Annotated in this window: 18 protein-coding genes and 1 riboswitch; of the genes, 3 read left to right on the plus strand and 15 right to left on the minus strand. The window is 47.5% G+C overall.

Features of this window, described 5'->3' with window-relative positions:
* Window positions 1–116: 116 nt before the first annotated feature.
* A complete protein-coding gene (locus CR205_RS07775; RefSeq protein WP_236634720.1) occupies window positions 117–836 on the plus strand; it encodes a DUF421 domain-containing protein in 720 nt (239 codons plus the stop codon).
* Here CR205_RS07775 and CR205_RS07780 read toward each other — a convergent pair.
* The 6 genes from CR205_RS07780 to CR205_RS07805 all read right to left on the minus strand — a co-directional run bounded on the left by CR205_RS07780 (window position 833) and on the right by CR205_RS07805 (window position 4,373).
* Window positions 833–1,711: a DUF421 domain-containing protein gene (locus CR205_RS07780; protein WP_161524717.1), complete on the minus strand. Its 879-nt coding sequence runs from the start codon at window positions 1,709–1,711 to the stop codon at window positions 833–835. The two genes, CR205_RS07775 and CR205_RS07780, sit on opposite strands and share 4 nt — an antisense overlap.
* Before the next feature lie 20 nt (window positions 1,712–1,731).
* Window positions 1,732–1,935: a DUF1657 domain-containing protein gene (locus CR205_RS07785; protein ID WP_110518393.1), complete on the minus strand. Its 204-nt coding sequence runs from the start codon at window positions 1,933–1,935 to the stop codon at window positions 1,732–1,734.
* A gap of 109 nt (window positions 1,936–2,044) precedes the next feature.
* Complete coding sequence (gene spoVAE, locus CR205_RS07790) at window positions 2,045–2,395, minus strand: stage V sporulation protein AE (RefSeq protein WP_110519740.1); 351 nt, start codon at window positions 2,393–2,395, stop codon at window positions 2,045–2,047.
* Window positions 2,395–3,411, minus strand: coding sequence for a stage V sporulation protein AD (gene spoVAD, locus CR205_RS07795; RefSeq protein WP_110518395.1), 1,017 nt, complete (start codon window positions 3,409–3,411; stop codon window positions 2,395–2,397). Before spoVAD ends, spoVAE begins: the two co-directional genes overlap by 1 nt.
* Before the next feature lie 5 nt (window positions 3,412–3,416).
* A complete protein-coding gene (gene spoVAC, locus CR205_RS07800; RefSeq protein WP_110518397.1) occupies window positions 3,417–3,896 on the minus strand; it encodes a stage V sporulation protein AC in 480 nt (159 codons plus the stop codon).
* A 15-nt stretch (window positions 3,897–3,911) separates the two neighbouring features.
* A complete protein-coding gene (locus tag CR205_RS07805; protein ID WP_110518399.1) occupies window positions 3,912–4,373 on the minus strand; it encodes a hypothetical protein in 462 nt (153 codons plus the stop codon).
* A 172-nt stretch (window positions 4,374–4,545) separates the two neighbouring features.
* Between CR205_RS07805 and CR205_RS07810 the strand changes: the two genes are divergently transcribed.
* Window positions 4,546–5,259 (plus strand): DUF421 domain-containing protein, encoded by a 714-nt coding sequence (locus CR205_RS07810; RefSeq protein WP_110518401.1) that lies wholly within the window; start codon window positions 4,546–4,548, stop codon window positions 5,257–5,259.
* A 62-nt stretch (window positions 5,260–5,321) separates the two neighbouring features.
* On the opposite strand, the gene CR205_RS07815 is transcribed toward CR205_RS07810, so the two are convergent.
* From CR205_RS07815 to CR205_RS07825, 3 genes are read right to left on the minus strand one after another with little or no spacing between them, the layout of a single operon-like run.
* Window positions 5,322–5,804 carry a DUF3907 family protein gene (locus CR205_RS07815; protein ID WP_110518403.1) on the minus strand — a complete coding sequence of 161 codons (483 nt, stop codon included), beginning with the start codon at window positions 5,802–5,804 and terminating at the stop codon, window positions 5,322–5,324.
* 56 nt (window positions 5,805–5,860) lie between these two features.
* Entirely contained in the window at window positions 5,861–6,451 is a 591-nt protein-coding gene (gene scpB, locus CR205_RS07820; protein WP_110518405.1) for an SMC-Scp complex subunit ScpB, read from the minus strand.
* Window positions 6,452–6,462: 11 nt separating this feature from the next.
* Entirely contained in the window at window positions 6,463–7,236 is a 774-nt protein-coding gene (locus CR205_RS07825; RefSeq protein ID WP_328587718.1) for a segregation/condensation protein A, read from the minus strand.
* Between the two features lie 110 nt (window positions 7,237–7,346).
* On the opposite strand from CR205_RS07825, the gene CR205_RS07830 reads away from it, so the two are divergent.
* Window positions 7,347–7,868, plus strand: coding sequence for a DUF309 domain-containing protein (locus CR205_RS07830; protein WP_110518407.1), 522 nt, complete (start codon window positions 7,347–7,349; stop codon window positions 7,866–7,868).
* A 238-nt stretch (window positions 7,869–8,106) separates the two neighbouring features.
* Here CR205_RS07830 and CR205_RS07835 read toward each other — a convergent pair whose 3' ends face one another.
* The 6 genes from CR205_RS07835 to CR205_RS07860 all read right to left on the minus strand — a co-directional run bounded on the left by CR205_RS07835 (window position 8,107) and on the right by CR205_RS07860 (window position 13,226).
* Entirely contained in the window at window positions 8,107–8,460 is a 354-nt protein-coding gene (locus CR205_RS07835) for a GNAT family N-acetyltransferase (protein ID WP_110518409.1), read from the minus strand.
* Between the two features lie 17 nt (window positions 8,461–8,477).
* A complete protein-coding gene (gene ribH / locus CR205_RS07840) occupies window positions 8,478–8,948 on the minus strand; it encodes a 6,7-dimethyl-8-ribityllumazine synthase (RefSeq protein ID WP_110518411.1) in 471 nt (156 codons plus the stop codon).
* 60 nt (window positions 8,949–9,008) lie between these two features.
* A complete protein-coding gene (locus CR205_RS07845; RefSeq protein ID WP_110519744.1) occupies window positions 9,009–10,208 on the minus strand; it encodes a bifunctional 3,4-dihydroxy-2-butanone-4-phosphate synthase/GTP cyclohydrolase II in 1,200 nt (399 codons plus the stop codon).
* A 29-nt stretch (window positions 10,209–10,237) separates the two neighbouring features.
* Window positions 10,238–10,891 carry a riboflavin synthase gene (gene ribE, locus CR205_RS07850; RefSeq protein WP_110518413.1) on the minus strand — a complete coding sequence of 218 codons (654 nt, stop codon included), beginning with the start codon at window positions 10,889–10,891 and terminating at the stop codon, window positions 10,238–10,240.
* Window positions 10,872–11,978, minus strand: a complete 1,107-nt coding sequence (ribD, locus tag CR205_RS07855) for a bifunctional diaminohydroxyphosphoribosylaminopyrimidine deaminase/5-amino-6-(5-phosphoribosylamino)uracil reductase RibD (RefSeq protein ID WP_236634721.1) — start codon at window positions 11,976–11,978, stop codon at window positions 10,872–10,874. Before ribD ends, ribE begins: the two co-directional genes overlap by 20 nt.
* 199 nt (window positions 11,979–12,177) lie before the next feature.
* Window positions 12,178–12,332, minus strand: a riboswitch (FMN riboswitch).
* A gap of 456 nt (window positions 12,333–12,788) precedes the next feature.
* The gene (locus CR205_RS07860; protein ID WP_110518417.1) at window positions 12,789–13,226 is read right to left on the minus strand and encodes a peptidylprolyl isomerase; all 438 of its coding nucleotides are present in this window, start codon (window positions 13,224–13,226) and stop codon (window positions 12,789–12,791) included.
* Between the last annotated feature and the right edge of the window lie 9 nt (window positions 13,227–13,235).

A 13,235-nucleotide genomic window follows, 5' to 3' on the forward strand; every position in this document is an offset into this window, starting at 1 on the left:
CCGGTCCATCCATAGTTTGTACAAGTCTATGCATGTACTTAAGAGTTATGCTTGAGCCGATGCATAATCCAGTTCTGACGGTGGAAAATATAGTAAAACCCGAAAGGTGTGAGAAGGTGGCTGTTCTTCAGGACCTTGGTCTCGTTATATTCAGAATCAGCACGATCCTCCCTCTCCTTCTGGCAGTTACACTGTTCATGGGTAAACGTTCGATCGGTGCACTGCCGGTGTTTGACTTTCTCGTAATCATGACGCTCGCTTCTGTAACGGGTGCTGATATCGCAAATCCCGATATCCAGCACATCCATACAGTCGCTGCCATTATCGGCATCGCCCTCCTCCAGCGTTTTTCTGCAGGGATGATGATGCGGAGCAGACGATTTGGAAGGCTCGTGACCTTTGAACCCACCATCGTCGTTCATAATGGGAAATTTCTTGCAGGTAACCTCAGAAAAGTCCGATACACCGTTGATAACGTGCTCCAGATGCTCAGGGAGAAAAACATTTTCGACGTCACTGATGTGGATCTCGCCATTATTGAGGGAAACGGCAGCCTCACCGTTCATCCACGCTCTGACAAGACTCCAGTTACTGCTGAAGACCTGGACATTAAGAAAAAAAGCGAAGGGATTGCCTATCCGGTTATTTTAGAAGGCAGGGTGTATACAGATGTACTAACGGACCTGGGACTCGATTACAGCTGGCTTGTCCGTGAGCTGGGACGAAATGGTATCCCAAGTACAAGTGAGGTATTCTATGCAGGGATTACCCGCGATAAAAAACTTCATTACTCCAAAGTAAGAGAAAGAAAAGAAGGTCCTCCGTTTTATCTTTAAACGGAAGGACCTTCTTTTTCAGCCAGATATAATTTTAGTTTATCCTTAAGTTCCTCAAGTTCCACCGCACAAAGTTCGTACATCTGTCTTGCGGAACGATTATCTGTATGCCGGGCAAATGATTTCAGATCGGCTTCTGCGTTTCTCAGGGCATTCCACAGCTCCGCTTTTTCGTTAGGTTTCTTCTGTTTCAACTGATCATCAAAAGTATCAATATACAACTGGCCGTCTCTGTCCGCCTGGGCCAGAAACACATTATCCATTGTCAGGTTCATAGCTTCTACTTTCTGTTCAATCCACCTTTGTGTCAGCCCGATTCGGTTAAGTGATTCATGCTGAATTTTCCCATCCCGCACAATCGTTTCCGTTTCCTTAACGGGGAGGACATTTAAATGAAGATCACGAGCGGTTACTGGTCTGAGGCTGCTTTTTAGCAGAACGTCAATTTCCCCGGTATCTTCGAGCATGGCAAACTCTACATCCTGAACGCTGAAAACACCTTTCCTTCTGAGCCCGGCTTCCAGTTCATCACTTGAAAGACGCTGTTTCTTCATTGCCTCTTCAAGGATTTTCCCGTTCTTAATGACGGGAACCGGTACTGCCTGCATCCAAGTCCTGAAACTCTGGCTTTTCAATTTAAGGATCTGAACCCCATACAAAGTCAGCGCAGCAATAAAAAAGCCGAGGAGGGGGTAAACAATTGGCACTGTGAGCATAATGGTTCCTGCCCCCAGCATGGCAGCAAAGAAAGCCATGATCAGAATTTCCGTTTGTGTCATATGCTGAAGATTTTTTCTGACGAGGAGCCTGGCAGACGCGAGAATAAGTACAACTGCGCTTACGGTTCTTATCGTTACATCAAGCCATCCCGGCATAAGGTTCATCTCCTGTCTTTTCAGTTAGTCAGGGGCGGAGGCTCGGTTTCAAGTTCATGAAGCCTGCCTTCCAGACGTCCTGCTACCGTCCGTACTTTTAAACACGCCTGCCTGTAAACGTCATGAGCCTCTTCATCCGTCGTCTGCATCTGCAGATCGGCCAGTCCTGCTTCAAGTCTGTGCAGGGTGGCCAGGCAGCCTCTTACGTGGTCCGTGTCCTTCATATTATCACCGTCTTTTCTTTATGCTCTTTTCGTAAAGATTGTCGTAATATTACGCTGCAGGCGGATGCTTTCCACGGGTAAAATGTTGTTTTATTTACAGGTCCGCGCCCTACCCTTTAGGCCTGAAAATCAGGGCAGCAAGGAAGGAGAAAACGATAGCTGATGAAATACCGGCACTTGTCACTTCAAAGATACCGGTCACAATCCCCACAATGCCATGCTGATTCGCTTCTGCAACGGCTCCATGAACGAGCGCGTTTCCAAAGCTCGTAATAGGCACTGTTGCACCTGCCCCGGCAAAATCAATCAGCGGTTCGTATAGACCCAAGCCGTCAAGTACAGCTCCTGCCACAACCAGGGCACTCATGGTGTGGGCCGGGGTCAGCTTGGCTACATCCATAAGTAGCTGACCGATCACACAGATCAGTCCTCCTACAATAAAGGCCCAGACAAACGTCATCATTGTTCCCCACCTCCTGATTCTATAGCCACCGCATGAGCAATGCATGGAATCGATTCTTTCTGCTGAAAAGTAAGTGGAGAAAGAAGGGCACCGGTAGCTACCACAAGAATCCGGCTGAGTTCGCCTTTTTTGATTCTGCCCAGCAGGTGGCTGTAAAGAACTGAAGCCGAACATCCTGCTCCGCTCGCTCCCGCAAAAACAGGCTGATCGTCTTTATAAATCATCAGGCCGCAGTCTTTAAAACGTTCAGGATCCACCGGTGTCCCCTTTTCCTTTAAAAGATCCAAGGCGATGGAACGTCCGATTTTCCCGAGGTCCCCTGTTACAATCAGATCATAATAATCCATTCCGACTCCTCTGTCCTGCAGGTGGCCTGTGATCGTATCAACCGCCGCCGGCGCCATAGCAGCCCCCATGTTGTAAGGGTCAGAGAGACCCATATCGATGACTTTGCCGATCGTGGCAGATGTTACAACAGGACCAGTGCCGCTCTCGGCAAGAAGGCCGAACCCAGCCCCTGTAACCGTCCATTGTGATGTTGGCGGTTTCTGAGCCCCGTATTCTGTTGGATATCGAAACGTTTTCTCCACTACGGCATTGTGGCTGACTGCCCCGGATAACACCAGTTTCGCTCCGCCGGCATTCATAACGAATGCTGCCAGGGCAAGACCTTCCATAGAGGTAGAGCATGCCCCGAATAGTCCAAAGTAGGGGATGCAGAGTGTTCGGCAGGCAAATGAGGTTGAGGTAATCTGGTTGGACAAATCACCGGCAAAAATAAACTGAACGTCATCGGGCTTTTTCCCTGCCTTATCAAGAGCCTTAAGGGCAGCATCCTCAAACAGTTTTTTCTGTGCTTTTTCATAACTGTCCTGGCTGCACCACATGTCTTCATGAATAATGTCATAATCATCAGCAAGCTGACCGTCTCCTTCAAAAGGACCTACCGCAGTACCCGAGGAGATGATCACAGGTCTTTTGTGAAATGTCCATGTGCGCTGTCCTAAAAGCATGCCTGTCATCCTCCTTCAAACCCGGTAATGGTAAGAATCAGTGCAATTATGAATGCTGCAAACGTTCCGAAGACGATAACGGAGCCGGCCAGTTTAAACATATTGCCCCCTACACCAAGGACGTAACCCTCCGTCCTGTGCTCTATGGCTGCCGAAGCCATACTGTTGGCAAACCCTGTAACGGGCACAGCTGTTCCTGCCCCTGCAATTTGAGCAAACCTGTCGTAAACACCCAGCCCGGTCAGCAGTACAGCAATAAAAATAAGAGTTGCAACGGTAGGATTCCCTGCCGTTTTTTCCGTAAAGTCGAACTGATACATGTAAAACAGCTGAATAGCCTGTCCGATCGTACAGATCAGCCCTCCAATGAGAAATGCCTTGATGCAATTGGCGATCACAGGCCGCTTAATTTCGTGCTTCTGGGCGGTTTCCTGGTACTTCCTCTGTTCAGGTGTAAGATTCTGCAGTTTTTTCTTCTTCCCCACTGACCTTCCTCCTTTCTAACCTCTCATATCGTCTTCGATTTTTTTAAGCCTCTTTTTTACTTCCTCTTTTTCTACACTGTTTTTGCCCAGTTCTGTTTCCAGCTTCTTCAGATCCGATGACAGTTTTTTATCCGTCGTTATGTGGATATTGTCTTCAGGGTATTTCTTTGAAGCGCGATCGTGGGCCCCTTTACGGATCCTATCGAGAAAGAATCGGTCAAACCCTTCAACGGTCAGTGCCATGTAAATATCATTTTCCAGAGATGCACCGCGTACTTCTTTTACTTCCTTCATTTTGGCAAGGTCCCGTTTTACTGCATCTGCTTTTTTCTGGCTGATTTCACTCTTTGCCTCAAGATAAGTTACAGTTGCCTGGTTTTTTTCAGCAGCTTTTGTTTCTGCCTTTCCTCCGCACGCCGACAGGCAGATCAGGAGAACTAATGATAATAATAAAATGACACTTTTTCTAGCATTCACAGTTGTCAGTCCCCTTTCTGGTCACTTTTATATTTTTTTTTGACGGGCGAAATATATGTATGCACGCTTTCATTCTCAGACGGGTTAACTTAGAAATGCACATGAACGTGATAAATTATGCACGACTGTTTATCCTAACCGTAAGACAAACTTCTGCGAGGCACACGAGAAAATGAATACGACATTCCCCTCCCTTACTGTTGAACTGCTTGCCGGTTTTTTTTGCCTGCTGATTCTGACTAAACTTCTCGGAAAAACACAGATAACCCAGCTCACCCCGTTTGACTTCATCTCTGCCCTTGTGCTTGGTGAGCTTGTGGGAAACGCGATCTATGATAAAGATACAGGACTTAATTATGTGCTTTATGCTATAGCTTTATGGGGGAGTCTCATTTACTTTATTGAGTACATCACGCAGAAATGGAAAAAAACGCGGGGGATCCTGGAAGGTAAGCCTTCTATCGTCATAAGGAGTGGAGTAATAGACAGAAATCAGCTCAGGAAAAACAAACTGGATCTTGATCAGCTCCAGCACCTGCTCCGGGACAAGGATGTTTTTTCAATGGAGGAGGTTGCCTACGCTATACTCGAACCGAACGGGACCGTAAATGTGTTAAAAAACTCTCCGTATCAGCCTTTATCAAAAAAGGATCTGCATCAGGTCAGCGAATCAGCCGTTCCTCTGCCGATTTCCATCATAAGTGACGGAGTATGGGTCGATGAAAATGTGAAACAGACGCCTTTTGATAAGCCGGTAATTGAAACGATTCTGCGCCAGAAAGGGATGACCCCAAAAGACATTCTTTTCGCCGAATATACACCTGACCAGCCACTTTATATTCAGTTAAATCATTACCCTTATGTAAAGAAAATCGATCTTGGTTAAGAAAACATAAGGCTTCGGACACAAAAAAACATGCCGCATAAATACGGCACGTTTATCAAGGATTAACGGCTGTGAGCCCTGAAATCCCCGTAGTATTCAAGTTCCTCCCGCAATTGCTGTACCGGCTCTTCACATAGAGCCATCATCGTTTTCAGACGCGAAGGTACGGCAGTCCTGAAAGTAACAGCCCTTATTCCTGAGTAGGCGGCCCGGCTGTCCTCATACCATGTATCAAAACGAGGCTGAAAAAATTCCTCGACGCAGTGATGATAGACCCAGGCCATTCGCTTACGGGCATGTTCTGCATTCAGTGTTTTCCTGGTAAGCAGCATTTTGCAGGCTTCTATCGCTTCGTCACTGTAGACGAGCAGACGCCTGAGCTGATCAAGGACAAGGGAAAGCTCACTTCGGCGAACATCATCGCCGCATTCATCAACTAGCATTTGGAGAGTGACGCTGTTTAGAAATTCCCTTGTAATATCAGCAGACTTTGTGAGCTTTTCAACAGTAACAGAAAGCTCACCTCTGACAGAATCGGTTCCCATAAAGACCTCCTTGACCTGCTGGTACTATAGGGTATGAAGCCTGTACGTAAAGAATGCTAGGATTGTTCATCAATTTGTTCCTGAAATCGTTCAAAAAATAAATCTGCTTCCCCTTCGGCATCTTCTTCGTCGGGATTTTCGGGAAGCGGAGGAAGTTCATTAATTGTTCGCAGTCCAAACTGTTCAAGGAATTCTCTGGTTGTCCCGTACAGGATCGCCCTCCCTGTACCTTCAGCCCGTCCGGCTTCTTTCACGAGCCTTTTTCCGGTAAGTGTCCGGATCGGCCGTTCAGATTTCACGCCGCGAATGTCCTCGATTTCCACTCTTGAAACCGGCTGTTTATAAGCAATGATTGCCAGTGTTTCAAGGGCTGCCTGAGATAGAGTTGCACTGGACGGGGACTGCACAAGCTTTTTGAAATATGGCGCGTGCTCCGCTTTCGTTGTAAGCTGAACAGAGTCACCGGCTTCAAGTATCTGAATCCCTCTGTCTTCACATTTGTAATCTTCTGCAAGTTCAGCAAGGCACCTCTTTACTGCAGTTATATTCAGATCGAGCACATCCGCCAGCTGCTTTTTATCAATGCCTTCTTCTCCCGAAACAAACAAAATCCCTTCCATTACGGCTTTTATCTCTTCATTTTTCACCGTTCGTCACCTCAAGTCTGATAAACAACAATTGAATCAAAATTACTGTCCTGTTCACAGCCGATCATCTTCGATTTCATCAGCTCGAGTACAGCAAGAAAGGTTACCACTTTTTGTGTACGGGACTGCTCGTCAAACAAAGATTCAAATGGCACACGTCCATGAACTCCCTCAAGCCGGCTTACAATATGTGTCATTCTGTCATCGATGGAAATCTCGTCTCTCTGGACAGTTGAATAGACGATTTTTTTCTTCTTTTTACGTGCTGCAATTTTTGAAAAAGCGTCAAGCATGTCGTATAGTGACACATCCACTTCAGAAACTTCTTTTTCATCCTCATCGGCCACAGCACTCAGGTTTGCGGCCGGTTTTGAAAAAAGATGGCTTCTTTCCACTTCTTTTTCCCGCAAATCACCAGCTGCTTCCTTATAGCGTTTGTATTCAATGAGCCGTTTCATCAGATCGTCTCTCGGGTCCTCATCGTCATGAAAGACATCCTCATCTTCGTAAACCTCTTCCTGCCTTGGTAGAAGCAGGCTGCTTTTCATCTCAAGCAGGGAGGCAGCCATCACCAGATATTCACTGGCAATATCAAGCTGGAGAACTTTCATCGTATGCACGTAATTCATATACTGGTCCGTGATTTCAGCTACTGGAATATCGTGAAGGTCAAGATCATTTTTCTGTATCAGGTGGAGCAGAAGATCAAGCGGTCCTTCAAATGCCTGCAGTTTGACGCTGTAATGCATGTCTTTTTCACCCAGTTCCTTCATATCTTCAAGCATTATATCACAGGTTTCACCCTACTGGCTGAGTGTTAAAGAAAAATCATCCTGATAAAAAATGTGTTAAAGTAGAAAACGAGATCATATGCGGAAACAGGGAGGGATGTTTGATGCAATATCCGGAGGAATACAAAGAATATCTGGTTTATTTTCAGGCAGAACGAGATCTGTTTGAATGTCACGAGGTAATGGAGGAAAAATGGAAGGAAGACCGCCAGGATCACTGGCTTGCTCTGATTCAGCTCGCCGTTTCTCTCTATCATCACCGTCAGGGGAATTTCCCGGGGGCTGTACGACTTCTGAAAAAAGTGATTGTGACTGCTGAACAGAAACCGGCTGTTTTCCGGTCCCTGGGCATTGATACAGACAAATGGCTGAACCTGATGAGAGAAAGGCTTGCCGTACTGAAAAAAAGAGAAGGCTACACATCCTTTAACCTGCCCTTCTCCGATGCAGGACTTGAACAGGATCTCATGTCCAAAAGCAGGAAAGAAGGCTTTTTGTGGGGCGAACCTGAAACTGCTGATAATAAAAATCTGGTATATAAACATAAACTGAGAGACCGTTCGGACGTTATCGAAGCCCGCAGAAAGAGCCTCATAAAAAAAAGAAAAGAAAGGGAGGCCAATTAGCCTTCCTTTCTTTTTACTATTCCTTAGGCTCTGTTAAAGTCTGTTGTTAATTTCACTCACTGCGCTCCCTTTCCGCGGGCACCGCTACAGCCTCCTCGGGAACCATGCTTCTTTCTCTGCTCGTCCCTGCGGGGTCTTCAGCCGGCGCTGTTCCGAGCGTCGCGCGTACGCTTCAATCAACAAGAGAAATATCAACATCAAGCTTTAAAATAGCCTTGCCTTAAAACACGCCCTGCTGTCAGGTTTCGGAACCTTCATAACACGACTCAATAAATGCTGTGGTGGATTTTGTGGCACATAACGTTTCCTTGAGCTCGCTTCCGAGTGCGAGAACCATTTTTCTGCCGATCCCTTCTGCGCGGTAGGACGGGTTGATCGCCAGATGATGCAGATAGGCCCGATTCCCGTCCCGCTCGATTCCCATTACGCCGACGATGGTATCCTCTTCTTTCCAGAAAAACAGCTGCCAGTCTGGGTCTTCCCTGTAATGTTTCATCGTATTCTGGAGCTTTTTCACTTTCTTTTCTCCAGGCATATAGGACAGCAGCCCCATAGCAATTTTTTCACAGTCTTGATGATACGGAATGATCATAAAGTTCCCTTCTTTTCTTACTGGTCAAGTGTTTTAGCAAGGCTGGCCATTTCAATGGCTGCGACAGCTACCTCGCCGCCTTTGTTCCCTGCTTTGGTTCCGGCACGCTCGATTGCCTGCTCAATGGTTTCTGTCGTGAGGACACCGAAGATAACCGGAATGCCGCTGGACATCGCTGCTGCCGATACACCTTTGGCCGCCTCTGAGCAGACATAATCAAAGTGAGGTGTCGAACCTCTAATAACTGTACCAAGGGTCACCACCGCATCGTACTTGCCGGATTCGGCCATTTTTTTTGCGATCAGAGGAATTTCAAATGCTCCCGGTACCCACGCAAGATCAACATCATCCTCGTTAACCCCGTGGCGTCTGAGAGCGTCCTGGGCTCCCCCCACAAGCTTACCTGTAATAAATTCGTTAAACCTCGCTGCAACAATCCCTACTTTCAGTCCTGTCCCTACAAGTTGTCCTTCATATACGTTTCCCATTCCTGATTCCTCCCTGAAATGTATTTTCATCTGTTTTAGTATGAATTATTTCTGCATGTACTAAAAGTGAAGCATATGGCCGAGCTTGTCTTTTTTCGCCTTCAGATATCGTTCGTTTGCTTTTTTATGAGGAAGCTGCAGCGGTACCCGGTCTGTTACTTCCAGATCGTAGCCTTTGAGCCCCGTTATTTTTCTCGGGTTGTTCGTAAGAAGTCTCATCTTGCTTACACCGATATCCCTGAGGATCTGAGCACCGATTCCATAGTCCCGCAGATCAGGAGCAAATCCGAGCTTCGTGTTCGCCTCGACAGTATCAAGACCTTCTTCCTGGAGCTTATAGGCTCTCATTTTATTCAGCAGACCAATACCGCGGCCCTCCTGACGCATGTAGAGGAGCACACCTTCTCCAGCCTCTTCGATCTGTTCGAGTGCAGCATGGAGCTGAGGGCCGCAGTCGCAGCGGTTGGAACCGAAAACGTCTCCGGTGAGACACTCGGAATGCACACGGACGAGAGTCGGTTTTTCCGGGTTAATCTCCCCCTTGACCAGAGCCACGTGCTCTTTACCGTCCACTACGTTGGAGTAGCCGATCGCCTTGAAGTCACCGAATTCGGTAGGCAGTGTAATCTCCACTTCCTTTTTAACAAGCTGATCCTTTCTGTTCCGGTACTGAATCAGATCCTTGATTGTAATCATTTTAAGGTCGTGCTCATCTGCAATTTTTCTCAGGTCCGGCACTCTTGCCATTGAACCGTCTTCTTTTATAATTTCGCAGATGACTCCAGCAGGAGCCGAACCGCACAGACGGGCGAGGTCTACTGCAGCCTCTGTATGGCCGGCTCTTCTGAGAACACCTCCGTCCTTGGCAATAAGCGGGAAGATATGACCCGGCTTTTTAAAATCCGTTCCTTTTGCGTTTGGATCAATCAGGGCACGAACCGTATCGGCACGCTCATGAGCGGAAATTCCCGTTGTGGTTGATTCATGATCGATACTGACAGTAAAAGCAGTTCCGTGGGGATCCGTGTTGTGATCAACCATCGGTACAAGGTTCAGTTCTGCAGCGCGTTCCCGGGTAATCGGTGTACAGACGAGCCCGCGGCCGTGTGTGATCATAAAATTAATCACTTCAGGTGTTGTTTTATCTGCAAGAGCAACAAAGTCCCCTTCGTTTTCCCGGTCTTCGTCGTCACAGACGATAACCATTTTCCCCTGCATAAGTTCGTAGATTGCTTCTTCAATCCGGTCAAATTGGATCATGTCATTCACGACCTTCCTGCTCGATTTTTTTAAAATCCGTGTTCTTTCAGAAAAGATTCGGTCAATTTGTCCGATACATCCCCATCTGCCGGAAGACGATGAAACAGAAACTGTTCAATGTACTTCGCCAGCATATCCGTTTCTATATTCACGATATCCCCAGGGCCTCTGGAGCCGATGATTGTCTCCTCGATCGTGTGGGGGATAATTGAAATCGTAAACGTACCGTCTGACGTTCCAAAGATCGTCAGGCTTGTTCCGTCTACCGCAACCGATCCCTTAAGCATCATATATTTATGAAGTTCCCCGCTCACCTGGATGTCATAATAGACAGCGTTTGCTTCTTTTCGCTTTGAGACAATCGTACCGGTGCCGTCAACGTGACCTGTTACAAAATGCCCCCCGAAGCGTCCGCCGGCAGCCATCGCCCGTTCAAGGTTCACATAGGAGCCGTTTTTTAACAGCTTAAGGCTCGTGGCACGAACCGTTTCCGGCATCAGATCAACTGAAAATGTCCGGTCTGTAAACGAAGTAACGGTGAGGCAAACCCCGTTAACCGCAATACTGTCCCCAAGTTTAACATCTGTCAGAATTCCCGGGGCTTCAATGACCATCACGATTGCTTCTCCGGTTTCCCGAATCGATTTAACTGTACCCTTTTCTTCAATAATTCCGGTAAACATGGTTCTCCTCCCTCACAGCGGTAATTTTCAGGTCGTCGCCGATGGTTTCTGTCGTTTTGATCGTAAGTTTCGCGGTATCCTCGAGCCGACCGATCCCGAGACCCGAAAAGGATGACCTTGCTTCTTTGCCGCCAATCAGGATCGGCGCGAGGTAAACAATTATCTGGTTGAACAGGCCGGATCTTAAAAAGCTGTCGTTCACCGACCCGCCTCCCTCTACGAGAAGAGAACGAATTCCGGATTCCCCAAGAAGCTCCAGCAATGGTTCGATAAGAACCGCATCCCCGGCCAGCGTCATCACCTCAGCCCCCGCCGCTTCAAGCGCGGCTTTTTTTTCTTTATTACCGTTTTCCCCTGTAATGATCCACACCGGTGCCTGTCTGTCGTGCAGCATGCCGGCGTCTGCAGGTGTACGGAGATGGTTGTCAAGAATGATCCTAACGGGATTTTTCCCGCCGCCTGGGAGTCTGACCGTAAGGGAAGGGTTATCTGCAATAACAGTATTTACACCTACTAAAATAGCGTCGTGCGTATGTCTTAGTCTGTGCACATCCTCCCTTGCCTTTTCACCGGTAATCCATTTGCTTTCACCTTTGTGCGTGGCAATTTTCCCGTCCAGGCTTGATGCGGTTTTCAATGTGACGTATGGGGTACGGCTTGTGACCGAATGAAAAAACATCCGGTTCAGTTCAAGAGCTTCCTCTTCACAAACTCCTTCCTCTACCTCGATCCCAGCTGCTTTCAGCATGCGGATGCCACGGCCGGAAACCCGTTCATCCGGATCTTTAGCGCCAATAACCACTTTGGCTACCCCAGCCTCAATGAGGGCTTTGGCACAAGGCGGTGTCCGGCCGAAATGGGCACATGGCTCAAGTGTTACATACATAACCGCGCCGCCGGCTTTTTTTCCCGCCATGGAGAGGGCATGTCGTTCAGCATGAGGTTCTCCTGCTTTTAAATGGGCACCCATTCCGATAATTTCATTATTTTTTACAAGAACGGCCCCCACAGCCGGATTGGGAGACGTCTGTCCAAGCGTCGGACGGGCAAGGCCGAGGGCCATTTTCATATAGGTTTCGTCATTCACATCGTTTGCCTCCTGTATGCTCATATATGCGGAAGGTCGTTTTTTTCACATAAAAAAACCTGAAGAGCGTCTCTTCAGGCAAAATAAACAATGGCTAATAAACCGGAGGATGGTGTACAAAAAGACACACTGGCCGAATTACAGTTCCAGTACGAAAAATAAACATACTGGTTTCCTGTTCGGATTCCGGTTTTTTCCACTGTTTCTTCTCCCATCCAGACTATACTGTCGGCCCCGGTCTTTCACCGGATCCACCGTTTCCGTATTGCTCAGCTGGAAACGGGTCACGGGCTTAAAATGAAATAATCATTTATCACCGCCGGTTGGGAATTTCACCCTGCCCCGAAGAAACATATGATGATGAAGTTTTGTATAGTATATCACAAAAATGTATAAGTGGGTCGAATTTCGCCTCAGATTTTTGAAAGCGCTTCCCGCTCGTGCTCTGCCGCATACTCGCCACACACACTTCACTCTGTTTCGAAAAGCTGTATTTGGAAAGATTGTTGTTTTATTGCGCTGCAGGCGGACGCTTTCCGCGGGCAACGCCTCAGCCTCCTCAGGAAAATCACCCTCCGGGGTCTTCAACTGTTGCTTTTCCAGCTGGAGTCGCCGCCTTCCGCTCCATATTTAATTAATAAGTATACCTCTTAGTCAGTAAACCTATATTATGCGAAGCTGACGCCAGCAGCGCGACTCCTGCGGCAACGCCGCAAAAACAAACGGACGGCGTGAAGCGAAGCTTCTGTACAGTCAATTTATAACACAATAGAAAAGACGGCCATTCCAGGCCGCCTTTCGTAGACATGATTATACTTCGTCAAACACACGCACTTCCTGCATAACATCGCCTGCTTTGATGTCGAGTACTGCGTCTATTCCTTCTGTTACCTGGCCGAAAACCGTGTGAACACCGTCAAGGTGCGGCTGAGGTTCGTGAACGATAAAGAATTGGCTGCTGCCCGTATCTTTACCTGCATGAGCCATTGAAAGCGTTCCCTGAACGTGCTTGTGCGGATTTCCCTCTGTTTCACATTTGATTGTGTTTTTGCTGCCGCCTGTTCCGTTTCCAATTGGGCAGCCGCCCTGTGCAACGAACCCTGGAATAACACGGTGGAAAGTAAGACCATCATAAAACCCTTCATTAGCAAGCTTTTCAAAGTTTTCAACAGTACCTGGAGCTGCTTCAGGGTAAAACTCAAGTTCAAGTTTGCTGCCGTTATCAAGTACAATAGTTCCTTTTTTCATATCAATCAT

Origin of the sequence: Alteribacter lacisalsi, assembly GCF_003226345.1 — a bacterium.
GTDB classification, from domain to species: Bacteria; Bacillota; Bacilli; order Bacillales; family Salisediminibacteriaceae; genus Alteribacter; species Alteribacter lacisalsi.

Coding starts and splice junctions, on each gene's coding strand:
- CR205_RS07780 (WP_161524717.1), bottom strand. CDS start 1,711: ATGCCGGGATGGCTTGATGTAACGATAAGAACCGTAAGCGCAGTTGTA.
- CR205_RS07785 (WP_110518393.1), bottom strand. CDS start 1,935: ATGAAGGACACGGACCACGTAAGAGGCTGCCTGGCCACCCTGCACAGA.
- spoVAE (WP_110519740.1), bottom strand. CDS start 2,395: ATGACGTTTGTCTGGGCCTTTATTGTAGGAGGACTGATCTGTGTGATC.
- spoVAD (WP_110518395.1), bottom strand. CDS start 3,411: ATGCTTTTAGGACAGCGCACATGGACATTTCACAAAAGACCTGTGATC.
- CR205_RS07810 (WP_110518401.1), top strand. CDS start 4,546: ATGAATACGACATTCCCCTCCCTTACTGTTGAACTGCTTGCCGGTTTT.
- CR205_RS07815 (WP_110518403.1), bottom strand. CDS start 5,804: ATGGGAACCGATTCTGTCAGAGGTGAGCTTTCTGTTACTGTTGAAAAG.
- CR205_RS07825 (WP_328587718.1), bottom strand. CDS start 7,236: ATGCTTGAAGATATGAAGGAACTGGGTGAAAAAGACATGCATTACAGC.
- CR205_RS07830 (WP_110518407.1), top strand. CDS start 7,347: ATGCAATATCCGGAGGAATACAAAGAATATCTGGTTTATTTTCAGGCA.
- CR205_RS07835 (WP_110518409.1), bottom strand. CDS start 8,460: ATGATCATTCCGTATCATCAAGACTGTGAAAAAATTGCTATGGGGCTG.
- ribH (WP_110518411.1), bottom strand. CDS start 8,948: ATGGGAAACGTATATGAAGGACAACTTGTAGGGACAGGACTGAAAGTA.
- CR205_RS07845 (WP_110519744.1), bottom strand. CDS start 10,208: ATGATCCAATTTGACCGGATTGAAGAAGCAATCTACGAACTTATGCAG.
- ribE (WP_110518413.1), bottom strand. CDS start 10,891: ATGTTTACCGGAATTATTGAAGAAAAGGGTACAGTTAAATCGATTCGG.
- CR205_RS07860 (WP_110518417.1), bottom strand. CDS start 13,226: ATGAAAAAAGGAACTATTGTACTTGATAACGGCAGCAAACTTGAACTT.